We start from the raw sequence: 22631 nt of genomic DNA, 5'->3' as shown, positions 1-22631 counted from the left end.
TGTTTCTTTTTTGTTACAACTGCAATATTCAAAATTGAATATCCCACATATGTATTTAATTACCTGTGATTATAACTATTAAGCCCTATATAATCGTTCTAGAATTATATAGAGGATGGTGTTTTGTTTGCATCTAGAATGGCTTGGCTTTATGTTTTTTTCTTCCATTGAGGCGTTGTCCTTATATGTGTTGATTATGGCTTTGTTCAGGTTTAAAGTTATGGATTACGCCTGGCAGGCCGTTACCCTGGTTTTGTTGATTAATGTACAAAGCTTTATTCTCAGGAATGAGTTTGCCTTATCCGATCTCGTTCCGGTAATCAGCATTTTAATGTTCGTTTTTTTCTTCGCCGTTGTTGTGAAGATGCCGTTTGTATGGGCAGTGCTTGCTACAATACTCGGATACGTTATTTTCGCCGTGATACAGACAAGCATTATTGTGACGGTGTTTGGTTCGATCACAGCGATTCAAACCTCGGTCATGAATGGTTATCTGCTACAGTTAGCAAGTGCAGCTGTTCTGTTAATCATCTCATGGGTTTTAAAGAAACGAAATCTCGGATTCGCCTTTAATATGGAGGTTTTAAGGTTTAAATTTGAAGATTTCTTGGTCATGATATTTATCATCATTTTTATTGGAGCGATTACGCTTTTCCTATATCTGAATCAGACGTGGCTAACATTGCTGTTTTTCATCGTTAATGCCGGTTTTCTTCTTTTTTACGCAATACGAAAGGAGAAGGTCCATGATTGATTCATTATCATTAAAATTGGCCGAAGGACTGAAGAAACATGTTCCCGACCATAAGGCATCCATCCCCGTGCTTAAGCGCGGGTTGGATGTTATCCTGAATACGGTAGGCATCCTTGTTATGTCGCTGGGTATTTCCCTGATTACAGGGAACACCCGGGAGGTTGTAATCATTCTTCTATCGTTTGGCTTGCTCCGGCAATTGTCCGGAGGATTCCACCTTCAATCGAATGTTGGCTGTATTCTTCTTTCCTCGTTTCTATTCACTTCCTTGTCATTTCTTCAGCCTGGACAAGCAATAACTGTGGCTCTCACCTGCATAAGCATCGTTCTTGTACTTTTCTTTGCACCTTCGGGCATCACAGGCTACACACGGATTCGTCCCAAATACTATCCTGCGCTGCGGATATCATCCGCCGTTCTGGTAGCCAGTAATTTGTTTATCCTGTCGCCAGTTGTGGCTGTCAGCTTTTTTGCTCAGTCATTAACGCTTATACATCGAATAGGAGGTGAATCCAGACATGGTTAATCTCGTTCGCAGGATCAATCGTCGTCTTCTGTCATCGCTAGCATCGGTCCTTTCTTTGGTTGCTGTAGTATCCGTAAGCACGGCCAGCATTCTGTTCGTTTATAAGGGAGAAGTGCCTGAGGAATTGCTCCGGAAGGAGGAGTAGGGAGATAGTCCTTTGCACCGCCATCTTACGTTTTATATCCATCGTGAAGGGGTCGTATTCGGCTCCTTCGTTTTTTTACTCATCGAATTCTATTGATTGGTAGTAAGTAACAAAGAAAAGAACCCTTGCTACGCAAGGGCTCTCGGCGATGATCTGTAGTGGGCTCGAACCACTGACCCCCACCCTGTCAAGATGGTGCTCTCCCAGCTGAGCTAACAGATCATGAATAATTTTCAAATGTATTAATTATATTAACACCCGTTTTGCCTGATGTCAATTGCTTTTCGTTATAAAAAATCGCTGTTCAGTCCAGAATAGATAAAGTATGATTTTTCCGGACAGGAGCGTGCTGAACACAGTGAAGATCAAGCGAGCAAGCCGTAGAAGCAGAACGATCAGTACTCTTGTACTATCGGCGCTACTTTGTAGCGGATGTAGCATAGCTGAAAGGACGTCCGTTGAGCTGGTTCCTCTTCATTCGCCTGCTGGGGCGGTGATGCTGGATGTGTATGATCGTTCGGTGGACAGTGAGGTATATTCTTCTCCGAAAATTGAAACCCTCGAAGAGGAAGAAACATTAAAGCCAGCAGATGACTGGGATACGCTGAAGCGCGTTCGATAATCGAGAGCTAGATTTTGATTCCCGTTGTAGATGGCAAAGGTCCAGAACCGCCTGCCTTCCAGCGCTGGCGGTTCTCCATAGTGAGGTGCTATTCTTCTTCATCCCACTTGCGGGAATATCCTTTTTTAATTGCGTAGAAGACAGGATAGATGATGGCGACCGAAATGATCACGGCCCAAAATATCGTGCTTCCCATGCTGCCGCTTTCCATGCAGGTACCCCTTTCCGATAGATGTCTGCTTACACTATACAGGAAATCGAATATTTTGTATAATATTGCGACCTGGTTTCTATATGAGACTGCGAACTTTTTACATAAAGAGGTGTTGTCCCATGGCGGCAGAGATTATTAATGTAACGACAGAAGAACAGTTGCAGCAGGCTCTGGACATTCGGAAGGATGTATTTGTGCTTGAACAGAAGGTTCCTATCGAGCTTGAAATTGATGAATACGACAGTCTGGAGGCCGATGCTCATCATATTCTGATCAAATCAGAAGGGCAGTACGCCGCAACCGGGCGGGTAACTTATTATAATAAAGATTCTGCTAAAATGCAGCGCATTGCCGTTCGTAAGCCGTTTCGCTCCAAAGGCATCGGAAGAGTGCTCATGATGGCTCTGGAATCGCAAGCACGAGAGCTGAAGCTGAAGTATGCCGTCCTGGATGCCCAGTGTCAAGCGGAAGAGTTTTATCAAAAGCTCGGATATGTTACCATTTCGGAGGAGCCGTTTGATGATGCAGGTATTCCACATGTTCGAATGAAAAAAGAACTTTAGTATCTACACGAGAAAGCTCCCCGAAGCATGATGGCTGCGGGGAGCTTCTGTGTCAGAATGTCGGAAGATTGTCCAGGTTGTTGCTCGGATCACCGTCAGCGTTGGAACGCAGGTGTTCGTCACCATCCCGGCCGCGGAAGACATTCAGGTTTTTGATCTCTTTATTTTTAACCATTGCTTGTGCCGTTTTGTAATCCACCACTGAACCGGAATCAAGCTGAAGTTCCACAATATCGCCGTCGCTATTTTTACGAACGGCCACAACCTCGGATTGCTGCATTTCATTTGCCATAGTCTATCGCCTCCCTGGGGATAGTGTTCCCATGGCAGCTTGCAGCCTATTCATCCCGATCCTTTATAGCACTATAATTCATATATCTTTTGCTGCTCAACAAACTCCATCTCGCCGGTTTTACCTACAAAGTCTTGCACATCATCACTGTAATGCATAAGGTATGTACGCTGCTGGATATGTTCAGGCAGGCTGAGCAGCTCTTGAAGCGTCGTATGAACTTCGCCGGGCCCCTGGAGCTGGCATTCATGTAATATCAGTTCACATTCCCGTTCATTCACCAGCTTGTTCAGCAGTTCGGGGTCAAACACCATATCGGCGCTATAAAAGATGCGGTCGTTCAAATAGAGGGAATAGCTGTCCTTGCCCGGAATATGGCGGGTCTGGATCAACTCGACCGTGATCCCTTTGGAAATGTCGGCCTTCACGCCGGGCTTCAGCGGACGAACATCAAAGATATCTTCCAGGCAAGAAATCTCTCCCTGTTGATACAAACCGCCCCGCAGCGTATGATCCCACAACGGGGCAGCCAGTGCCTCGCCGATGTACAGCGGGATTCTCCGCTTGAACTTCATCTTCATCATAAACGCAAGCTCTTCCAGCCCGCCCACGTGGTCGGCATGGATGTGGGTGATCAGGACAGCATCAATATCGTTGAGGGAGCGTCCCATTTCATGGAGCGCCAGAGGAGCTGTACTTCCACAATCAATGAGCAGGGTGAAATCATCGTCTAAGAGCAGTGCGTTGTTGTTATAGTATTTCTTGGCAAACGCACTGCCCGTGCCAAGCATTTGCAATTTCAAACTCAAGTTGGGCGACCTCCTGATGATGGTGTTGTAAAAATCCGTTAAGCCTACTATATTTTAAACGAAAACGCTCGCGATTACACGAGTTTATGCGAGATTGCGCATAGGACTACAGGCGGGTTTTGTCCGAATTTTCGCCATAAAGTCCGGTTTGGGGCGCAACTTGTGATGAGGCTTGTAGTATACACATATAACAACATGTGATTCGATGGAGGGACGCTTTCAATTATGAAATGGAAAAAGGTGCTGGTATGTGTACTTGTGCTATCTTTAATCGGAGGAAGCGGACTGTTATTTGCGGATTCCATTAATGATCGTGTGCGTGTATGGCTGAACGGACGTGAGTTGAAGGATGGGGGTTACTTGATTAATGGCACGACTTATGTGCCGGTTCGTGAATTTGATGGTGCGGTCCAATGGGATTCCAGAACGGGGAATGTTCAGGTCATCAAGCCGAATGTGCATATATTTTTGTTCAAGGGAGACACTGTATTCGGTAACGTCAATAAAGGAAAGCTGAAGTTCAACGTATTCAGCCAGATTGACAGCCTCAACAATGAGATCTATGCCGTGAAAGTTGCGATCGAAGATCCTGCGGGGAACATTAAGGACATTCAGTCACAGGTGATCAGAGACCCGAGCAAGGATAATTTCTGGTTCAGGACCTACGACTTCACCTACGATTTTAATACGGCAGGAAAATACTCGGTCGGATTCTACATCAGGACCAGTGCCAATGCCAGCTTTGTCAAGGTGGCGGAGAAGGTGATCACCGCACTGGATTAAGCGCTCGGGCTTCCAGGCGGCAAATTGACCTGACAGATGCTTCCGTGATACGATACGGGAGTATGAATAATTTTAACCGAAGTGAGGTTTTCTTAATGAGCGAACATAACCATGAGCACGGCGAAGCATGCGGCTGTGGACATGATCACGACCATGATCATGAGCATGAGGAGTTTGTCCTGACTTTGACGGATGAGCAGGGAAAAGAAGTAGAAATGGTGCTCGTGGAGACATTTGATGTCGGCGAGAAGCTGTACGCCCTTCTGCTTGAGCGCGGCAATCCGGGAGCAGACGGTGTCATTTTGCGTATGGAAGAAGAGAACGAGGAAATGGTTCTTTACAATATCGAAGATGAAGACGAATGGAATGAAGTCGAAGCGGCTTATAACGAGCTTGTAGCGGCAGCATCCCAGGAGTAAACGGACGAACGAACAAGAGGTCAAGGAATGAAGGGAATTCATTCATTGGCTTCTTTTTTTGCTTTTGTATAGAAAAAGTGCCCCTATCGCCAAACAGCTCAGGGACACTTTCTTGATGCGTACAACCGGCTTCACTTCAAGCGGTCAGAAGATCGGATTGGCCTCAACGATCACTTTGACGTTCTGGATGCTGCGGTCCTCCGGACCCTTCACCGGCAATCCGACATCGACATGATCAATAATGTAATCGATATTTTGCTGGGAGATAACCTCGCCCGGAAGAAGAATTGGGATCCCCGGCGGGTATACATAAATGAATTCTGCGATGATCCGCCCGGCAGACTCCTTGAACGGTACGACCTCCGTATCCCCGTAGAACGCATCGCGCGGGATGAGGGACAGCTGCGGAATCTCCGGTATTTTCACAATAAGCTCATTGCTTTCGTTCACATCCTTGTACTTCTCGGCCAGCTCGCGCAGCGCATGCAGCAGCGTTTCGATGGTCTCCGGAGTATCTCCCGGTGTAATCAGGCACAGGATGTTGTACATGTCGCTAAGCTCAACTTCGATATTGTAATGTTCGCGAAGCCAGTTCTCCGTCTCATATCCAGTAATCCCCAAATGGCGGACATGAATCGTCACCTTGGTCGGATCATAGGAATAGGTCGCTTCCGTACCCAAGATATCTTCCCCGAAGCAAACCAATCTTGGAATCTCGTTGATTTTCTTGCGGGCATACTGTGCCATGTCTATCGCTCTTTGGGCCATAGCTCGTCCGTTCAAAGCCAGGTTGCGGCGGGACGCATCTAGTGATGCAAGCAAGATATACGAGGTGGACGTCGTGGTCAGCATGCTGATAATCGTCTGCACCCGGTAAGGATTAATGTACCCGTTCTTGGTATTGAGATTAAGCACCGAACTCTGGGTCATTGAGCCGCCGAGCTTGTGAACGCTCGTTGCCGCCATATCCGCTCCGGCCTCCATCGCCGACATCGGAAGGTCCTCGTGAAAATGGATGAGCACGCCATGCGCTTCGTCAACGAGCACAGGGACGTTATAGCTGTGTGCCAGATCGACGATGTCCTTGAGGTTGGTGCTCACGCCGAAATATGTCGGATTGATGACGAGCACGGCCTTTACATCCGGATGGCGCTTAAGCGCTTTTCGAACCGAACTGATTGTAATGCCGTGATCGATGCCGAAATTCTCATCTTGGGCAGGGGAAACAAACACCGGCTTGGCTCCTGTAAAAATGATGGCAGACAAGACCGATTTATGCACATTGCGCGGGACGATAATTTTCTCCCCGGGTCCGCAGACAGACATGATCATCGTCATGATGGCGCCGCTGGTCCCTTGCACGCTGAAAAACGTATAATCTGCTCCGAATGCGTCTGCCGCCAGCTTCTGGGCTTCCTCAATCACGCCTGTCGGCTGATGCAGGTCATCCAGCGGTGCAATGTTGATCAGGTCTATGGAAAGGGCATTATCCCCGATAAATTCACGAAATTCCGCATCGGTACCGAGACCCTTCTTGTGTCCCGGGATGTGAAATTGCACCGGGTTTTTGGCCGCATGTTCCTTCAGTGCGGTGAAGAGCGGTGTACGGCTATGGTCCATGGACATTTGTCACAACCTTTCTTGGTAGGAGATCGAATTTTAGCTTTGCGTTTCATCCAAATGTATATTTTGCGAAAATCGAGCGGCTGCTTCCACATCGGACAGTATATCGAGCCAAACGGTTTGATCCATCTCCACCGACGTTGTCAGGGGGCGGAAAAAATCGAATTTTGCAAAAATCTGAAACAAAATTGAGTATAGCAAAATAGGTGGGGAATGCAAGCACATAATCTGCGATTCCTCCCCGCCGGGAGATCAGCCATCGCATGAAGTGAAGGGGAAGAAGCTTGCGCCGCTGTTTCAGTATGAACGACGGGCGCCTGGAATATGCCGCTGACACCATGAAAAAGGAGCCTGCGTGATGATTCACACAAGCTCCCTGGAGGTTCATGGCTGCCGCTATCGGCCTGATCGATCGCAGGCAGATTCATAGCAGGCACGGGTTTCTCGGTCTCCTCGGATACGTGCACGAGTGGTCTCCCTCGCCTCTGCTGAAACGACTTGCAGTTATCTGACAGGATGCGGCGGTCCCGCGTCCGGTTAAAATGCCAACCGATATAGCGGCAGCAGCGTTTCGAATGTCTTCTGAATGGTTTCGATCAGTTCATCTCCGCTCAGCTTGACCGCTTCTTCACGCGGAATCTGCAAGCCGCACATCACTTCGGACTTCTTGACTTGTTGAAGCTTGCCGATCAGCGTCTGGAAGTCTTCCTTGTTCATCGCTTTGTGCGGTGTGCCCTGCGGACTCATGTGGTCCATGGACCAGTAGAAGGTATCGGGCAGCGCCTTGATCGTCTTGCTGAGCTGGCGCTCCAGATTCGCGGCGAACACGGTTTTGTTCGGGCTTTCATATATGATTGCAAAGATGATAAACAGATGGGACCCGAACATGCCGACCTCAAAATGGGGCAGCGCCTTGTATCCCCGCTTGTTGGCCGCCCAGGCGACCCAGGTGTCGATCGGCGGATTCACCGTTCTCCGGGCATGCTTGGCCACGTGAACATGCATTTCCTCCCCGGCCAAAGCGGATACATACGGTGCGAGCTCGGCGCCGAGCGTCTCCAGCTTCGGTCTGACCCGCTCGATCAGTGCCTCCATGCGCCCCTCAAGCCCCGGAACCGAGAATACGTCAAAATCCTGCTCGTTAAATCCGTTGAAATTCATCTATGTACAGCCTCCCTGTCTTCGTGAGCATATGATGCGCGTTTAGTGTACCCATTATACCATAGCGGAAATTGAAATAATGAGATGCTAGAACCACCTTCATGCGATATTCATGCAAGCAAAAATAGTCAATAAACCAAGTTACCCTTACATAAGATGGAGTATAAGATATAGATAAGACAACGTCAAAATCCAAGCATCCTCACCGCCGTTTTGAGATCGCTAGCAAACCAGAGGAGGGAGTGCCGTGAATAAGAGCGAGGAAGTGGAATATTGTAACCTGGAGCTCCGGTTTGACCGTCGGCATATCCAGGATCTGATCAAAGAGCTGATTCAGGAAGGGTATTCGCTGTACTGGAACGAGAATGAAGCTCAGTTTGTCATTTCAATCCGGACGGGGCGCAAGCTGGTGAAACTTCGGTTTCAGCGCACGGGTACCGGATATAAGCTGGTTGGCGATTACATGATCCGCGACCCGAAGCTGGCCGAGTGGATGGAGAAGCTGATTGAGAACACGCGGGGGCATGCGGTTGTCAAACGCTTTAAGGACCGCCAGATATTGATTGAGAATATTCTGTTCGGAGAGGTCATCCGTCTTGTTGAGATTTCGGGGTACCGGCAGCGGGTGCTGTTCCAGAAGGGGACGCCGATGACGGAGCAGGAGATGGTCAAATTATTCGAGTCAAGCGAGGGCGAGCGGCGGCTTCTGCTGTGCAGACTGGAAACCGATGATGAGCTGGAGAAGCTGCATGCCGCGATGCAGCGCGGTGATCAGGAAGAGATAGGCGCATGCAAACGAAAACTTGAAGAGCTGTGGCTCGAGCTGATGAGGCTTGAGTGGTGAGAACCATACAACATAGGGAGCACGAACAACACTCCGTTTCTAAAGGGGTGTTTTCGCGCGGTCTGATTTTGGGGCAGGGGTTCACTTCTATGCGGAAAAACGTTAATATAAGAGTATTGTAAATCATCTCGGTGCGAGGTGAGTTACTTACAAAAATATAATGGAGCAAAGGATGGAGAACCAGATGGCAAAACAACAAATTGGTGTCATTGGCCTTGCTGTAATGGGCAAAAACTTGGCCCTGAACATTGAGAGTAAAGGTTTTACCGTTTCCGTATATAACCGCTCTCCGCAAAAAACGGAAGAAATGCTCAAGGAAGCGGAAGGAAAGCAGGTTAAGGGAACGTTTTCGATTGAAGAGTTTGTCGATTCTCTGGAAACGCCTCGCAAAATTCTGATCATGGTTCAAGCCGGACAAGCTACCGACGCTACGATTGAGCAGCTTATTCCGCATTTGGACAAGGGCGACATCATCATCGACGGCGGCAACGCTTACTTCCCGGACACCCAGCGTCGCAGCAAACAGCTGGCAGACCTGGGCTTTAACTTTATCGGAGCCGGCGTATCCGGCGGCGAAGAAGGCGCACTGAAGGGCCCTTCCATCATGCCTGGCGGACAGGAAAGTGCCTACAAGCTGGTTGAGCCGATTCTGACAGCGATCTCTGCCAAAGTAAACGACGAGCCTTGCTGTACATATATTGGTCCGGACGGCGCGGGTCATTACGTGAAGATGGTTCACAACGGCATCGAATACGGCGACATGCAGCTCATCTGCGAAGCGTACCAACTGCTCAAGGATGTGCTTGGCCTGGATGCCAAGGAGCTTCATGAAATTTTCTCCGAATGGAACAAAGGTGAGCTTGACAGCTACCTGATCGAGATCACGGCGGACATCTTCTCCAAGTATGATGAGGAGACCGGCAAGCCGATGGTTGACGTTATTCTCGATACGGCCGGGCAGAAGGGCACAGGCAAATGGACAAGCCAAAGCTCCCTTGATCTGGGCGTGCCGCTGTCCATGATTACCGAGTCGGTATTCTCCCGCTTCCTCTCTGCACTGAAAGAAGAGCGCGTAGCAGCAAGCAAAATTTTGAACGGACCGAAAACGGCGTCTTTCGACGGCGACCGTGCGGAGTTCATCGAGAATGTGCGCAAAGCGCTCTTTGCGAGCAAAATCGTGTCTTACGCTCAAGGCTTCGCGCAACTGCGCGTGGCGTCCGATGAGTACGACTGGAACCTGCAATACGGCAAGCTGGCAAAAATCTGGCGCGGAGGCTGCATCATTCGTTCCCGCTTCCTGCAGAACATTACAGATGCCTACGAGAACAATCCGGAGCTGAAAAACCTGCTGCTGGATCCGTTCTTCAAGGACATTATCGAATCCTACCAGGACGCATGGCGTAAAGTCGTTGCCTCTGCGGTGACGCTCGGCATTCCGGTTCCGGGCTTTGCAAGCGCGCTGGCATACTACGACAGCTATCGCTCCGCTAACCTTCCTGCGAACCTGCTGCAGGCGCAGCGCGATTACTTTGGCGCGCATACGTTCCAGCGGGTGGACAAGGAAGGCACGTTCCACTTTAACTGGATGGGATAATCCGGTTCTGCTCCCTGATCTCAGGGGAAGCTTCCGGCGGTATGGCGGTCGCGCAGCCCGGGAGGCTGCGCTGTCCGTCCACCAGCCCATGCATCGCCTCAAGCAGGCAAGCGCGAAGATCATCGCTTCGGGTATGACAGTAGCCGCCGCTTCCGAGCAGGAGCAGGGCGGCTTCACAGTAACTGCTGAAGTTTTGCAGCAGACGTGGCTTGGAAAGGTCCAGCAAGGCCGGATCTTTCCGGGCCACTTTTTTTTGTACATAATGGAGCACCCACACAATATCCTCCCGGCATAGCGGATAAGACGGGTCCATAATCCGGCTGAGCCGCTTGGGGATGGGGAGACGGCTATCGTCCTCGCAGGAGACAGACATGCGCCCTCCTCCTTTCTTATAATCTCTCACTATGTAGCATATGAGTGTGGATGTTAAGATAGACACCGCATTTCGGGTCGCGACAAGCTTGCGGTGTCCTTTAGGCACGGCTGAACTGAAGCGACATGCATTGTCGAAAGATTTCTGCCTGTGGTATGATATGTTCAATCTAATTCCGGTGAAGGCAAACACCAGCCCTATCGGAAAGCATAAGAGGGGTGTAGGATTGAATCAGGTAAGCCAGAACATCATTCTGATCGGGATGATGGGGACGGGAAAGACCACCGTCGGTCGTCTCGTTGCAGAGCGGCTCGGCTTTCAGCTGCTCGACCTTGATGCCGAGATTGAGCGGATGGAGAGACGGACGATCCCCGAGATGTTTGCAGAGGAAGGCGAGGCTTATTTCCGCAAGGCGGAATCCAGAGCGCTTCATAACGTGCTTGCTGCCAAGCGGCTTGTCATCGCAACGGGCGGGGGAGCCGTCCTGAATCCAGACAATTGCGCAGCGATGAAGCAGGGCGGATGGGTAGCTGCTTTGACGGCGGATGCGGAGACCATTATCGAGCGGGTGCGGGGAGATGCGAATCGCCCATTGCTTGCGGGCGATGTGGAGGAGCGGGTGCGCCGGATTATGGCGGAGAGAGAAGACAAATATCGTTTCGCCGATGTGACCATCGATACGGTAGGGCGAAGCGCGGATGAAGTCGCGACCGAGATTTTAACGCATTACCGCGGCTAAGCTTGTTAGCAGATGTGATGCGTGGATCAGGGACTGTCGCTCCCGTATAGGCTTTCGGATGCAGTGAGGTGAGGCAGGCGTTCGGATGACAGTCACAGATTGGCACGGATTCCCGTGCTTGTACGAACATAAAAAAAAAGGCGGGGAACCGCAGTTCCCTCGCCTCAATCGCCGATGGCGGGCATCTTATTCTTCGTCAGCCGCCCACTGCAGCATGCCGCCCTTCATGTTCACCACATTGGCATGGCCTTGGTGGCTCAAATATTCGCACACATGCTGGCTGCGGCCGCCGCTGCGGCAGATGAAGATCACTTCCTGATCCTTCGGAATTTCGTTCAGTCTGGCGGGAATTTCCCCCATCGGGATGTGCTTGGCGCCGCTGATCATGCCTGCGGCCACTTCTTCATCCTCGCGGACGTCGATCATATAGATGTTCTCGCCGTTTTGCAGTCTCTCTCGAAGCTCTGAAGTTTCAATTTGAGGGATCGGTTTCATAAAGGTTGCCTCTTTTCTGAAGAAATATGTTTTGTATACTAAATTTTAGAATGGACTACAAGTTACATAGTCTATGATAACGAAGCGGCGTTTTCCCTGTCAATTTAAAGAAGAAACGCCTGCTCGGCAGCGGGGATTCATGCCCTATTCCAACCTAAAAGGAGCGTTACCAATCATGGATGTTATCGTAAGACCTACTGAGAAACTAAGCGGCGAAATTGGAGCCCTGTCTTCGAAAAATTACACGACACGCTATTTGCTGGTGGCCGCGCTCGCCGAAGGAACCAGCACGATCTATTATCCGGCCCACAGTGAGGACAGCGATGCGATGAGAAGATGCATCCAAGATCTCGGGGCGACGATTGTCGAGGATGACGAGAAGGCGGTCATCACCGGTTTTGGCAGCGCGCCTCGTGACGTTGCGGAACTGAACGTGGGCAATGCCGGTGCTGTGCTGCGATTCCTAATGGGCATTGCTGCCTTGTCTTCGGAAGTGAAGTTTGTCAACACATATCCGGATTCGCTCGGGAAGCGGCCGCATGACGACTTGATCGATGCGCTTGAGCAGCTCGGAGTGCAGGTGGAGCACCATAATGGGCGCCTGCCAATCACCATTCGCGGAGGGAAACCGAAGGGCGGTCGCATTACTGTCTCCGGTGAAGTCAGCTCCCAATATTTGAGCGCGCTGTTGTTCCTGACGCCGCTGCTGCCGGAGGACAGTGAAATTACGGTCACCGGTGACCTGAAATCCAAAGTGGTCGTTGGCCAGACGCTGGAAGTGCTGGCGCAGGCCGGTATTACGATCGAGGCTGCGGATGATTACACCTCCTTCCGCGTGCCTGGCCAACAGTCTTATAAAGCGCAGGTCTATACCGTGCAAGGCGATTACCCGGGCTCGGCAGCGGTGCTGGCGGCAGCGGCTGTGACGCAGTCGGATGTGACGATCCGCAACCTGTCCGAGGACAGCAAGCAAGGAGAGCGCGCCATTATCGATGTGCTTCGCACGATGGAGGTGCCGCTTACGCACGAGAACGGCAACGTCCGCGTACAGGGCAACGGCAAGCTGAAAGCGCTGGAGTTTGACGGGGACACCGCCACGGATGCGGTGCTGGCGATGGTAGCCGCAGCTGTCTTTGCCGAAGGGACCTCCCGCTTCTACAATGTGGAGAACCTTCGCTACAAGGAATGCGACCGCATTACCGATTACTTGACGGAGCTTGCCAAGGCCGGAGCCCAAGTGGAGGAACGTCAGGCGGAGATCATCGTGCATGGGCGTCCGGAAGGGGTCGAGGGCGGCGTAGAGATCAACGCGCATTATGACCATCGCGTGATCATGGCTCTGACCGTTGTCGGTCTTCGCTCCCGGCAGCCGATCCGTATTAAAGATGCGCATCATGTGGCCAAATCCTACCCACAATATTTTGATCATTTGCAGGCGCTTGGCGCCGATGTGGAATGGGTAAAATAAACAACAGCAGAAAAATTCTTGCTAAAGCTTTATATCATAGACTGAAAGGTGGGGTTTTACATGGCATTTGAAAATCCAAGCCGGGAACAAATTGCGGACATTTTGCGAAACGCGGGCAACATCGCGGTTGTCGGACTATCTGACAAACCGGAACGGACGTCCCACATGGTAGCCGGTGCAATGAAGGAGCGGGGCTACCGCATCATTCCGGTAAATCCCGGCGCGTCTGAGATTTTAGGGGAGAAGAGCTACCCGACCCTGAAGGATATCCCTGAGCCGGTGGACATCGTGAACGTATTCAGAAGAAGCGAGTATTGCGCCGATGTGGCCCGTGAAGCGGTGGAGATTGGCGCCAAGGTGCTGTGGCTCCAGCAGGGAATCGTGAGCGAGGAGGCAGCCGCCATCGCGCAGGAGCATGGACTGACAGTCATCATGGACCGGTGCATCAAGGTCGAGGATGCCATCGCGCTTGCCGGAGGCAAATCGTAACGATATGTGAGGAAGGATGATCAGCAGGCCCTTGCCGATAATGCGGGTGGCGGATCGCGCGTGTCTTGACGATCAAGGCGGCAGAGCGTCCCGTGCAGGCACAGGGCTTGTTTTTTTCTGTATTTCTTTGACAAAAAACAAGGTTATCGCGTACCATCAAGGATAGAGAAAGGAGGGCTCGCCTTGAATTGGTTGGGATCATTACAGCAGCTGGGCAGAGCGGTTATGCTCCCTACGATGGCGCTACCTGCGGCAGCTCTCCTGCTTAGCATCGGGAGTTTGCCTTGGGCGGCGTGGGGGCTGGAATCCGTGGGCTCGGTTGCTCAGGCTGCCGGACATGGCGTGTTCTATTACATGCCCTATCTGTTTGCGATCGGAGTAGCCTGGGGGCTGTCAAATCAGGGGGGGCCGGCAGGACTTGCCGCGCTCGCGGGCATGTTCATCTATGATCAGGTTATTACCCGGTTGGGGGATGGCAGTGTACAGCCCTCGACCTTGGTCGGTATCATCTTCGGAATGCTATCCGGTTATGTATATAACCGGTTTAAACATATAAAGCTCCCGGAGGCTATCCAGTTTTTCGGCGGCTCCAGATTTGTGCTGCTGATTATGGGCCTGTTCTCGGCCTTGTTCGCTTGGATGATGCTGGGGGTGGCGCCGTTTGTCCAGAAGGGGCTTGATTCCTTTTACGTCCTCACGCTGGAGATGGGCGCATTCGGTCTGTTTTTATACGGTATCCTGTACCGGGTTTTGACCGCTTTCGGTCTGCATCATCTGCTAAACAATGTGTATTGGTTTCAGCTAGGTACATATGAGACGGAGGATGGGACGATCGTTCAGGGGGACCTGCCTCGTTTCTTTGCGGGGGATCCGACGGCGGGCGACTTTATGGCCGGTCTGTTTCCGATTATGATGTTCGCGCTGCCGGCGATTGCATTTGCCATCATTCAGGAGGCCCGTGAAGATCTGAAGCCCAAGGTGAAAAAAACGTTTATGCGGTCTGCGCTCGTCTGTTTTTTGACCGGGGTATCGGAGCAGATTGAGTTCGCGTTTTTGTTCGCTTCCCCGTTCCTGTATGTCGTGCATGCGTTGATGGCCGGATTTGCGATGGTGCTGACGTATATGCTGGACATTCACCACGGGTTTTCCTATTCCGCCGGATTTATCGATTTTGTGCTCAACTACCATCTGTCCCAAAATGCATGGATGCTGATTCCGATCGGGGTCGGCTATGGCCTGGTGTATTATTTTCTGTTCCGCTGGGCCATCCGTACCTTCGAAATACCGACTCCAGGCCGCGAGGAAGGCTCCGCGCTGGAAGGATGGGCCGGGGATATTCCTTACCAGGCGCCGCTTATTCTTGAGGCTCTGGGGGGCAAGGACAACATCGTCCAGGTGCAGTCCTGCATGACACGCCTGCGATTGACGGTACATAATGACCGTCAGATTGATTCCGACGCGCTCAAGCTTCTGGGCTCGGCAGGGATCATCAAGCTGGGCGGAGGCAATGTGCAGGTGGTGTTCGGCACGTATTCCGAGCTGATTCGGGAGGAGATCAACAAGCTGATGCAGCGCGATTTGCCGCGGGTATTGTTCAGTGCGCCTGTACAGGGGAGGATGATGCCGATTGATGAGGTGCCGGATGATATTTTTGCAGCCAAACTGGTCGGTAACGGGGTCGCCTTCCTTCCGGACAAGGGGGAACTGGTATCTCCGGTATACGGCACGGTGATGCATGTGTATCCGACGATGCATGCCATCGGCATTTCCACGCCGGAAGGGCTTGAGGTGCTGATCCACATCGGTATTGATACTTCACAATTAAAAGGGCCGTTCACCGCGGTTGTCAGCGAAGGGGATGAAGTCGAGCCCGGGCAGCTGCTGGTGAAGTTTGATCTGGCGTATTTGAAGACACATGCCGCTTCATTGGCAACGCCGATGGTGATCACGAATCCGGACAAGGTCAGATCCTGGAGCTTCGCTCCGTTCAAGTCGGTCAAAAAAGGGCAGTCTTCCGTCATGTCCGTTGTTTTAAATGAGAGTCACGCTGGGGGTAGAGAATCATGATACAAGGCATTGGCGCAGCAGCAGGTGTCGCAATCGGAAAGGCTTTTGTGCTGCCGCACTGGGAACTGGATCTTCCGGATTCCGAGATGAATGCAGTCGATTTGGCCAAGGAGTTTGAGCGCCTTTATGAGGGCATCCGAACCTCCAAAAATGAAATCGAATATATCAAAAACGAATTCAAGGAGATGGTGGGGCCTGAGGAGTCTCAAATTTTCGATGCGCATCTGGCCATCCTTGAGGACCCTGTGTTCATGAATGAAATACAGGGCATTATCGAGCGTCAGTACAAGGCAGCCGAGGTGGCGGTCAAGGAAGCGATCGACCATTTTGTGTCCATGTTCGACCTGCTTGACGATGAGTACATGAAAGAACGTGCGCTTGATATCAAGGATGTCGGGAACCGGCTGCTCAAGCATTTGCTGGGTGCGCCGGAGGTGAAGCTGCCGGCCGATACGCAGCCCTATATTCTCGTGGCCAAGGAGCTCTCGCCATCACAGCTTGTGCATCTTAATCCCTCCCATGTGCTGGGGATCGTCACGATGACCGGAGGCAAGACGTCCCACTCGGCCATTATGGCGCGTGCGCTTGGCATTCCGCTCGTCTCCGGGATCGAGAACAAGCTGGAACATCCGATACAGACCGGGGAGAAGCTGATCGTGGACGGGGATCAGGGGCTATTGTATCTGAATCCGGACGCGGCGGTGCTTGAACGCTATGAATTGATCCGCGACCAGCTGCTGAAGAAGAAGGAGCAGCTGCAGCTGCTCGCTTCAGTGGATGCAGTCACGAAGGACGGCGTGTATTTTAATCTGGCAGCGAACATGAACTCGATCAAGGAGCTGGATATCGCCCTGCAAAATGGTGCCAAGGGCGTCGGACTGTTCCGGACGGAGTTTCTGTATATGGATCGCCACAGCTTCCCGAGCGAGGAGGAGCAGTTCGAGGTTTACCGCCAAGTCGCAGAGAAGGCGGGCGGCTCATCGGTCGTCATCCGCACGCTCGATATCGGCGGCGACAAGCAGCTCGACTATTTCTCTCTGCCGGAGGAGGATAATCCATTTCTCGGCTACCGGGCAATCAGAATCAGCCTGGACCGGACGGAGCTGTTCCAGACGCAGCTGACCGCGATTCTTCGGGCCAGCGCATATGGCAACGTCAAGATTATGTATCCGATGATCTCCTCGGTGGAGGAGATCAGACAGGCCAACGTCATTCTGGCCCGGGCCAAAGCGGAGCTGGATCGCCGCGGCATCGACTACAACAAAGAGATCCAGGTTGGCATCATGATTGAGGTGCCGGCAGCCGTTACGATCTCGGATCTGCTCGCGGAAGAGGCGGATTTCTTCAGCATCGGCACCAATGATCTCGTACAGTATGTGCTGGCTGTAGACCGGATGAACGAACAGATTGCACATATGTATCATCCGTTTCATCCGGCCGTGCTGCGCATGCTGCGAACGACCGTGGAAGCAGCGAAGCAGGCGGGCATCCCTGTTAGCGTATGCGGCGAATTGGCCGGGGATGAGCGAGCGATTCCGTTGTGGCTGGAGCTTGGCGTGCATGATTTGAGCATGTCTACCCAGTCGCTGCTCCGGGTGAAGCATCGGATACTGAACACGAAGGCGTCTGAAGCGAAGGTGGAGGCAGCGGCCTGCTACAAGCTCCGGACCAGCTCGGCGGTCGAAGAGCGGCTGACGGCGTTTGCCCAGCGGAGCAGCTTTCAGTCCGGGGGCAATGGCACGGATTATTCCGCATCGTAATGTCTGCGGCTCTTGTGTGGACTGACGTGGCTTGTATCCTATACAGCTAAACGAAACTGCCAGTGGACCTATGGCGCTTGTGTAGCCTATGCCGACTTGGGCTGCCGGACAGCATGGTGTGAAGCTTCCTCGGCGAGACGATGTAGAAGCCGAGTGTGCTGAGCTTCACTGTCGTTTATGCTGCTAGGAGCGAATCGATTGGATTGATGTTTTTATGATGCAGCTTCTTTGTCATAAGGACAAGCCTTGCACGACAAAGCGCGGCACAGCGAAAAGGCCGCCCTCGCAAAGGGAGAGGAAGATCCTCTTCTTATATGCGAGGGCGGCCTTTCTTGGTCTTGGTTCGCGCAATAGATAGGATGCAGTTTACCAGGCTGCGACCGTACCGTCGGTCCGGGACTCGGTTCCGCCACACAGCACGCCTGTGGATGGATCCCGCCATATGATCTGTCCCCGGCCGAAGGACCCGGAATCGAGGGTGACCCGGATATCATGGCCCCGGCGCGCCAGCGCCTGTGCTATAGCATTCGGGAATGAAGGCTCCACATGCACCGTTTTTCCGCTGGTCCATTGCCATCTAGGCGCATCCAGGGCAGCTTGCGGATGCAGTCCGTAATCAATGGTATTCATGACCACCTGCAGATGGCCTTGCGGCTGCATGTAGCCGCCCATGACGCCAAACGGCCCGACAGGCTGGCCATCTTTAGTCAGGAAGCCCGGGATAATCGTATGATAAGTCCGTTTCCCCGGCTCCAGGCGATTGTCGTGGCTCTCATCCAGCGAGAAGTCGCTGCCCCGGTTCTGGAGTGAAACTCCGGTTCCAGGCACAACCAGCCCTGATCCAAAGCCCATGTAGTTGCTTTGGATGAATGACACCATATTGCCCTCGCCATCGGCTGCGGCCAAATAGACGGTGCCGCTGCCGCTTGGATCGCCGGCCTCCGGCATGATGGCGGTATCGCCGATCTTCTGCCTGCGAATCGAAGCATACTCCTCGGACAGCATGCGGCCTAGATCCGCCTTCATATGGCGGCTGTCCGTAATATAGCGCTGTCCATCGGCAAAAGCGAGCTTCATCGCCTCAATCTGACGATGATAGTCGATGACGCTGTCTTTGCTCTGCGTATCAAAGCCCTTCATCATATTAAGCGCCATCAGGGTGACGAGGCCTTGCCCGTTTGGCGGAATTTCCCATACGTCATACCCGCGGTAGGACACGCTGATCGGCTGTACCCATTCAGGCTTGAAAGCAGCCAGATCGTCGGCCTCCAGGTAGCCGCCGGCTTCCTTGACATAAGAAGCGATTCGCTCCGCGAGCTCGCCGCGATAGAAAATCTCAGCGCCGGTCTCGCCGATGCTTGCCAGGGTGCGGGCATGATCCGGCAGCCGGAACAGCTCGCCCGGCCGAGGCGCACGGCCTGCGGGGGCAAACGTATCGAACCAGCCCTGGTAACAGTCTTCCTTGAAAATCTCTTTAAAGCGGGCGTAGGCCTTCTCCCAGAAAAAAGCCACCGTAGGCGACAGGGGGAAGCCTTCCTCCGCATATGTAATCGCCGGCTTCAATGTTTCCGCTAAGGGCAGGCGGCCAAATCTGCGAGACAGTTCGGCCCATGCAGCCGGAACCCCAGGGACGGTAACGGGTAAAGCGCCGAAGGTCGGCATTTTCTCATGGCCGGCTTCCTTCACCGCCTGAATTGATATCGAACGCGGGGCCGGTCCGCTGGCATTAAGCCCGTGAAGCGAGCCGCCCGTCCAGACGAGGGCAAAGGCGTCGCCCCCGATGCCGTTGGCATTGGGCTCCACGACGGTCAGCGCAGCAGCTGCCGCGATCGCCGCATCAATGGCGTTGCCGCCTTGCTTGAGGACATCAAGCCCGGCTTGAGCCGCGAGCGGCTGTGAAGTGGCCACCATGCCTTTGGCGGCATATACGGGCATTCGGTAGGATGGATAAGGATGATAATAGGAATCAAACAACAGAGGCAGCCTCCTTCCGCACATGGCGCAAATGTATTATTACTGGAATGACCTTTCTTTAAAAAAAGGGGGTGAGGCGTAGAGCCCCACCTATGATTTGGACTGAGCAAGCGCATCGCAGAATGCGAGGCCGTATGGCGGAAGATCGGGAGGACGCCGCGCCGAGATGATGTGTCCATCAACCACGACAGCCTCATCCTTCCAAATGGCTCCAGCATTCTCCATGTCGTCCCGGATTCCCGGGGTGGATGTGACGGTAGCGCCTTCCAAAATTTTAGCCGAAATCAGCACCCAGCCGGCGTGGCAGATTTGCCCGATCGGCTTCTTGGCTTCATGCATCTCTCGAACAAGCTCCAGCACCTTGTCATAACGCCGCAGCTTGTCCGGCGCCCAGCCGCCCGGCACGAGAATACCATCATAATCCTCACTGCGCAGCTCCTCGAAGGAATACTCGGCCAACGCGGGAACCCCGTATTTGCCGATATAGGTTTTGCCTTTTTCATAGCCGGCGAGATGAACCTCGGCGCCCTCTTCACGAACCCGGTATACCGGGTACCATAACTCTAAATCCTCGAATTCTTCGTCAACCAGAGCGATTACTTTTTTCCCTGAAAGTCTCATTCGTAAGATCAGCTCCTTTCTATACTCAAGAGCAGGCGTAATGTGAATACCACTCTTCTAAACGAGCTTATTGTAACAAAAAAACAAACGAAATTCATTTTTTGCGCGTTAGATAAAATAGATGGACCCAATGACCGAAGTATTATATATCTGGTAAATAAAGCATTCACCCAATTTTGGGACATTCTTTGTTATGATAGTCGGAGAGAACTAGTGCTTGATAGGTGAATCGAAGGCTTGTTGGGACTAAAGACAATACGCAATGAATTTGGGGTGGGCGATTTGTTCAAAGGTAGTCATTGTACTTGTGGGCAGAAGATGAATCTGGAATTGAGAATGTTAATCCACCAGAAGAAAACGAGAATATACGATGTGCCGGTTTACGTATGTGAACATTGTGAACATTACGAAGTTTTGAAACCGGTAAAGCCTTACGTTGTTCAGTACATAGCAGCCATCGATGGCAGTCTCGAGCATGCCGACGTATCCTTGGCGGAGATGAATGAGTCGGTGCATGTCCTTTACAGCGTTCTCCAGGGAGCTGATCAAGAGACGGAGGCCGAAGTTTTTGCACGCTTCAAGGAGGCTTTTGACGACCGTGTCAATATGCTGCTGGATTTATTCGGCTGTGCCCGGAAGATGAAAGATGAGGATTGGATGCGGGAAATCCAGGAACGACTGGAACAATTAAGTGAATTCGCAGTATTACTCCCTGAAAACTCGAACTTTTATGCCAGATAATTTTCAGAAAATTTTCGCGGTTGTTGGATTTTTCACGCACTTTTTGTTAGGATATAGGTAAGGTTAAGAACTTCAATACTGAAGGGAATGTATATTGAGTGGCGACCTTGACGAAAATGACTACTACCGAACAGCTGAACAACGCACTTGAAGCATCGGTACATAGACCGCTGCTGCTGTTCAAACACAGCACCAGATGTCCCATTAGTGCAGCCGCGTATAAGGAAGTAGTCTCGTATCTGAACGACCAGCCGAATGAGCGGGCAGATTACGCAATCATTGACGTTATCGCCGACCGCCCGGTGTCCAATCAGGCGGCAGACATCCTGGGCATTCGGCATGAATCGCCGCAGGTCATCCTGGTAACAAACGGAGTGCCAATCTGGCATGACTCCCATTCCCATATTACGATTGAAGCGCTAAAGGAACAAGTGGACGGCATTTGAGGCCGCGTGTTTGCACAAAGCAATATTTTGTCGTATCATATTTTCAATTAGTATTGAGCGAATAAAATCTATTGGCAATGGAGAGAAGGAATTTGACGGTAACCATTTACGATGTAGCGCGTGAAGCAGGCGTTTCCATGGCAACGGTTTCGCGGGTTGTTAACAATAATCCCAATGTTAAGCCCCAAACCCGGAAGAAAGTGTATGAAGCGATAGAGCGGTTGGGATATCGTCCGAATGCGGTGGCCAGAGGTCTGGCCAGCAAGAAGACAACCACTGTCGGGGTCGTCATCCCGGACATCTCGAACTCGATTTTTGCGGAAATTGCCCGCGGCATCGAGGATATCGCGAACATGTATCACTACAACATTATTTTGTGTAATGCGGACAAGCGCAAGGAGAAGGAGATTCGTGTCATCAACACCCTGCTTGAGAAGCAGGTGGACGGGCTTCTTTTCATGGGCGGTACGGTTACGGAGGAGCATATCCAGGCGTTCCAGACCTCGGCTGTGCCTATCGTATTGTGCGCAACGCGTGACGAGCAGGGCAACTATCCGTCTGTTGATATCGATCATGAGCAGGCGGCATTCGATGCGGTGAGCACGCTCATTCGTCACGGACATCGGGAAATTGCGATGATCAGTGGTACGCTGCAGGATCCGGCGAATGGTTATTCCCGTTTCCAGGGATACAAGCGTGCGCTTGAAGCGGCGGGCATCGAATATCAGGAGGATCTGGTGCGCATCGGCAACTATCGCTACGAGTCCGGTGTGGAAGCAATGAAGTATTTCCTCGGTCTGAAGAAGAAGCCGACGGCCATCTTCTCGGCAACCGATGAAATGGCGATCGGTGCAATCCACAGCATTCAGGATGAAGGCTATAAAGTGCCGGATGATTTCTCGATTATTAGTGTAGACAACATCCGCATGGCTTCGATGGTGCGTCCGCAGCTTACGACCGTGGCCCAGCCGATGTATGATCTGGGAGCGGTGGCGATGCGTCTGTTGACCAAGCTGATGAAGAAGGAGAATGTGGACAACCCGCGGGTTATTTTGCCGCATGAAACGATCCTTCGCCTCTCGGTCAGCCATGTTAACGAATAGGCTGAA

At 52.0% G+C, this 22631-nt stretch carries 25 protein-coding genes and 1 tRNA gene; 16 read left to right on the top strand and 10 right to left on the bottom strand.

The window, feature by feature from the left end:
* The first annotated feature begins 127 nt into the window (after window positions 1-127).
* The 3 genes from MKX64_RS01115 to MKX64_RS01105 are packed head-to-tail and all read left to right on the top strand — an operon-like array spanning window position 128 to window position 1425.
* Window positions 128-754, top strand: coding sequence for a hypothetical protein (locus MKX64_RS01115; RefSeq protein ID WP_095397497.1), 627 nt, complete (start codon window positions 128-130; stop codon window positions 752-754).
* On the top strand, window positions 747-1280 hold the full coding sequence (locus MKX64_RS01110) for an accessory gene regulator ArgB-like protein (RefSeq protein WP_176475452.1): 534 nt from the start codon (window positions 747-749) through the stop codon (window positions 1278-1280). Before MKX64_RS01115 ends, MKX64_RS01110 begins: the two co-directional genes overlap by 8 nt.
* The gene (locus MKX64_RS01105; protein WP_095397499.1) at window positions 1273-1425 is read left to right on the top strand and encodes an AgrD family cyclic lactone autoinducer peptide; all 153 of its coding nucleotides are present in this window, start codon (window positions 1273-1275) and stop codon (window positions 1423-1425) included. The genes MKX64_RS01110 and MKX64_RS01105 overlap by 8 nt, the downstream gene beginning before the upstream one ends.
* 149 nt (window positions 1426-1574) lie before the next feature.
* Here the strand turns inward: MKX64_RS01105 and MKX64_RS01100 are convergent.
* Together MKX64_RS01100 and MKX64_RS01095 are read right to left on the bottom strand one after the other, a co-directional pair.
* Window positions 1575-1647, bottom strand: a tRNA-Val gene (locus tag MKX64_RS01100).
* Window positions 1648-2135: 488 nt separating this feature from the next.
* Entirely contained in the window at window positions 2136-2258 is a 123-nt protein-coding gene (locus MKX64_RS01095; protein ID WP_255222950.1) for a hypothetical protein, read from the bottom strand.
* Window positions 2259-2380: 122 nt separating this feature from the next.
* Here MKX64_RS01095 and MKX64_RS01090 point away from each other — a divergent pair, with 122 nt between their 5' ends.
* On the top strand, window positions 2381-2824 hold the full coding sequence (locus tag MKX64_RS01090; RefSeq protein WP_095263253.1) for a GNAT family N-acetyltransferase: 444 nt from the start codon (window positions 2381-2383) through the stop codon (window positions 2822-2824).
* 52 nt (window positions 2825-2876) lie between these two features.
* On the opposite strand, the gene MKX64_RS01085 is transcribed toward MKX64_RS01090, so the two are convergent.
* Window positions 2877-3116, bottom strand: coding sequence for a DUF3892 domain-containing protein (locus tag MKX64_RS01085; protein ID WP_230875547.1), 240 nt, complete (start codon window positions 3114-3116; stop codon window positions 2877-2879).
* Window positions 3117-3187: 71 nt separating this feature from the next.
* The gene (locus MKX64_RS01080; RefSeq protein WP_095263254.1) at window positions 3188-3925 is read right to left on the bottom strand and encodes an MBL fold metallo-hydrolase; all 738 of its coding nucleotides are present in this window, start codon (window positions 3923-3925) and stop codon (window positions 3188-3190) included.
* 225 nt (window positions 3926-4150) lie between these two features.
* Between MKX64_RS01080 and MKX64_RS01075 the strand changes: the two genes are divergently transcribed.
* Window positions 4151-4708, top strand: coding sequence for a copper amine oxidase (locus MKX64_RS01075; protein WP_095263255.1), 558 nt, complete (start codon window positions 4151-4153; stop codon window positions 4706-4708).
* A gap of 95 nt (window positions 4709-4803) precedes the next feature.
* On the top strand, window positions 4804-5127 hold the full coding sequence (locus tag MKX64_RS01070) for a DUF1292 domain-containing protein (RefSeq protein ID WP_341035229.1): 324 nt from the start codon (window positions 4804-4806) through the stop codon (window positions 5125-5127).
* A gap of 144 nt (window positions 5128-5271) precedes the next feature.
* Here the strand turns inward: MKX64_RS01070 and MKX64_RS01065 are convergent, their stop codons facing one another.
* Window positions 5272-6747: an aminotransferase class I/II-fold pyridoxal phosphate-dependent enzyme gene (locus MKX64_RS01065; RefSeq protein ID WP_095263318.1), complete on the bottom strand. Its 1476-nt coding sequence runs from the start codon at window positions 6745-6747 to the stop codon at window positions 5272-5274.
* A gap of 540 nt (window positions 6748-7287) precedes the next feature.
* Complete coding sequence (locus tag MKX64_RS01060) at window positions 7288-7911, bottom strand: YktB family protein (protein ID WP_095263257.1); 624 nt, start codon at window positions 7909-7911, stop codon at window positions 7288-7290.
* Between the two features lie 247 nt (window positions 7912-8158).
* Between MKX64_RS01060 and MKX64_RS01055 the strand changes: the two genes are divergently transcribed.
* Together MKX64_RS01055 and gndA are read left to right on the top strand one after the other, a co-directional pair.
* Entirely contained in the window at window positions 8159-8755 is a 597-nt protein-coding gene (locus MKX64_RS01055; RefSeq protein ID WP_095263258.1) for a hypothetical protein, read from the top strand.
* A gap of 184 nt (window positions 8756-8939) precedes the next feature.
* Complete coding sequence (gene gndA, locus MKX64_RS01050; protein ID WP_176475453.1) at window positions 8940-10349, top strand: NADP-dependent phosphogluconate dehydrogenase; 1410 nt, start codon at window positions 8940-8942, stop codon at window positions 10347-10349.
* Here gndA and MKX64_RS01045 read toward each other — a convergent pair.
* On the bottom strand, window positions 10333-10722 hold the full coding sequence (locus MKX64_RS01045; RefSeq protein ID WP_244908055.1) for a hypothetical protein: 390 nt from the start codon (window positions 10720-10722) through the stop codon (window positions 10333-10335). The genes gndA and MKX64_RS01045 overlap by 17 nt on opposite strands.
* Window positions 10723-10948: 226 nt before the next feature.
* On the opposite strand from MKX64_RS01045, the gene MKX64_RS01040 reads away from it, so the two are divergent.
* Window positions 10949-11461 carry a shikimate kinase gene (locus MKX64_RS01040; RefSeq protein ID WP_341035228.1) on the top strand — a complete coding sequence of 171 codons (513 nt, stop codon included), beginning with the start codon at window positions 10949-10951 and terminating at the stop codon, window positions 11459-11461.
* A 186-nt stretch (window positions 11462-11647) separates the two neighbouring features.
* Here MKX64_RS01040 and MKX64_RS01035 read toward each other — a convergent pair whose 3' ends face one another.
* Window positions 11648-11956, bottom strand: coding sequence for a rhodanese-like domain-containing protein (locus MKX64_RS01035; protein WP_095263260.1), 309 nt, complete (start codon window positions 11954-11956; stop codon window positions 11648-11650).
* Between the two features lie 175 nt (window positions 11957-12131).
* Here MKX64_RS01035 and aroA point away from each other — a divergent pair, with 175 nt between their 5' ends.
* The 4 genes from aroA (at window position 12132) to ptsP (ending at window position 17740) form a co-directional block, all read left to right on the top strand.
* Window positions 12132-13424 (top strand): 3-phosphoshikimate 1-carboxyvinyltransferase, encoded by a 1293-nt coding sequence (gene aroA, locus MKX64_RS01030; protein ID WP_095263261.1) that lies wholly within the window; start codon window positions 12132-12134, stop codon window positions 13422-13424.
* A 60-nt stretch (window positions 13425-13484) separates the two neighbouring features.
* Window positions 13485-13913, top strand: a complete 429-nt coding sequence (locus MKX64_RS01025; protein ID WP_341035227.1) for a CoA-binding protein — start codon at window positions 13485-13487, stop codon at window positions 13911-13913.
* A 183-nt stretch (window positions 13914-14096) separates the two neighbouring features.
* Window positions 14097-15980 (top strand): glucose PTS transporter subunit IIA, encoded by a 1884-nt coding sequence (locus tag MKX64_RS01020; protein WP_095263263.1) that lies wholly within the window; start codon window positions 14097-14099, stop codon window positions 15978-15980.
* A complete protein-coding gene (gene ptsP, locus MKX64_RS01015) occupies window positions 15977-17740 on the top strand; it encodes a phosphoenolpyruvate--protein phosphotransferase (RefSeq protein ID WP_095397504.1) in 1764 nt (587 codons plus the stop codon). The genes MKX64_RS01020 and ptsP overlap by 4 nt, the downstream gene beginning before the upstream one ends.
* Window positions 17741-18106: 366 nt before the next feature.
* Here the strand turns inward: ptsP and ggt are convergent, their stop codons facing one another.
* Both ggt and MKX64_RS01005 read right to left on the bottom strand, forming a co-directional pair.
* A complete protein-coding gene (gene ggt, locus MKX64_RS01010; protein ID WP_095263265.1) occupies window positions 18107-19738 on the bottom strand; it encodes a gamma-glutamyltransferase in 1632 nt (543 codons plus the stop codon).
* Between the two features lie 66 nt (window positions 19739-19804).
* Window positions 19805-20335 (bottom strand): type 1 glutamine amidotransferase domain-containing protein, encoded by a 531-nt coding sequence (locus MKX64_RS01005; RefSeq protein WP_095263266.1) that lies wholly within the window; start codon window positions 20333-20335, stop codon window positions 19805-19807.
* 336 nt (window positions 20336-20671) lie between these two features.
* Here MKX64_RS01005 and MKX64_RS01000 point away from each other — a divergent pair, with 336 nt between their 5' ends.
* The 3 genes from MKX64_RS01000 to ccpA all read left to right on the top strand — a co-directional run bounded on the left by MKX64_RS01000 (window position 20672) and on the right by ccpA (window position 22625).
* Window positions 20672-21076, top strand: coding sequence for a hypothetical protein (locus MKX64_RS01000; RefSeq protein ID WP_341036198.1), 405 nt, complete (start codon window positions 20672-20674; stop codon window positions 21074-21076).
* 98 nt (window positions 21077-21174) lie between these two features.
* Window positions 21175-21522, top strand: a complete 348-nt coding sequence (gene ytxJ / locus MKX64_RS00995) for a bacillithiol system redox-active protein YtxJ (RefSeq protein ID WP_095263267.1) — start codon at window positions 21175-21177, stop codon at window positions 21520-21522.
* A gap of 92 nt (window positions 21523-21614) precedes the next feature.
* Window positions 21615-22625, top strand: a complete 1011-nt coding sequence (ccpA, locus tag MKX64_RS00990) for a catabolite control protein A (protein WP_095263268.1) — start codon at window positions 21615-21617, stop codon at window positions 22623-22625.
* Window positions 22626-22631: the final 6 nt, after the last annotated feature.

This window comes from Paenibacillus sp. FSL M8-0334, assembly GCF_038000405.1.
Classification (GTDB): domain Bacteria; phylum Bacillota; class Bacilli; order Paenibacillales; family Paenibacillaceae; genus Paenibacillus_AQ; species Paenibacillus_AQ campinasensis.
The sequence above is the reverse complement of the archived record's forward strand: the minus strand, read 5'-3'. Positions and strand labels throughout refer to the sequence as shown.

Bases quoted from the DNA above. Each gene is read 5' to 3' on its own strand.
- MKX64_RS01110 (WP_176475452.1), top strand. From the start codon at position 747: ATGATTGATTCATTATCATTAAAATTGGCCGAAGGACTGAAGAAACAT.
- MKX64_RS01105 (WP_095397499.1), top strand. From the start codon at position 1,273: ATGGTTAATCTCGTTCGCAGGATCAATCGTCGTCTTCTGTCATCGCTA.
- MKX64_RS01095 (WP_255222950.1), bottom strand. From the start codon at position 2,258: ATGGAAAGCGGCAGCATGGGAAGCACGATATTTTGGGCCGTGATCATT.
- MKX64_RS01090 (WP_095263253.1), top strand. From the start codon at position 2,381: ATGGCGGCAGAGATTATTAATGTAACGACAGAAGAACAGTTGCAGCAG.
- MKX64_RS01085 (WP_230875547.1), bottom strand. From the start codon at position 3,116: ATGGCAAATGAAATGCAGCAATCCGAGGTTGTGGCCGTTCGTAAAAAT.
- MKX64_RS01075 (WP_095263255.1), top strand. From the start codon at position 4,151: ATGAAATGGAAAAAGGTGCTGGTATGTGTACTTGTGCTATCTTTAATC.
- MKX64_RS01070 (WP_341035229.1), top strand. From the start codon at position 4,804: ATGAGCGAACATAACCATGAGCACGGCGAAGCATGCGGCTGTGGACAT.
- MKX64_RS01065 (WP_095263318.1), bottom strand. From the start codon at position 6,747: ATGGACCATAGCCGTACACCGCTCTTCACCGCACTGAAGGAACATGCG.
- MKX64_RS01060 (WP_095263257.1), bottom strand. From the start codon at position 7,911: ATGAATTTCAACGGATTTAACGAGCAGGATTTTGACGTATTCTCGGTT.
- gndA (WP_176475453.1), top strand. From the start codon at position 8,940: ATGGCAAAACAACAAATTGGTGTCATTGGCCTTGCTGTAATGGGCAAA.
- MKX64_RS01045 (WP_244908055.1), bottom strand. From the start codon at position 10,722: ATGTCTGTCTCCTGCGAGGACGATAGCCGTCTCCCCATCCCCAAGCGG.
- MKX64_RS01035 (WP_095263260.1), bottom strand. From the start codon at position 11,956: ATGAAACCGATCCCTCAAATTGAAACTTCAGAGCTTCGAGAGAGACTG.
- aroA (WP_095263261.1), top strand. From the start codon at position 12,132: ATGGATGTTATCGTAAGACCTACTGAGAAACTAAGCGGCGAAATTGGA.
- MKX64_RS01025 (WP_341035227.1), top strand. From the start codon at position 13,485: ATGGCATTTGAAAATCCAAGCCGGGAACAAATTGCGGACATTTTGCGA.
- ptsP (WP_095397504.1), top strand. From the start codon at position 15,977: ATGATACAAGGCATTGGCGCAGCAGCAGGTGTCGCAATCGGAAAGGCT.
- ggt (WP_095263265.1), bottom strand. From the start codon at position 19,738: ATGTGCGGAAGGAGGCTGCCTCTGTTGTTTGATTCCTATTATCATCCT.
- MKX64_RS01005 (WP_095263266.1), bottom strand. From the start codon at position 20,335: ATGAGACTTTCAGGGAAAAAAGTAATCGCTCTGGTTGACGAAGAATTC.
- MKX64_RS01000 (WP_341036198.1), top strand. From the start codon at position 20,672: ATGTTAATCCACCAGAAGAAAACGAGAATATACGATGTGCCGGTTTAC.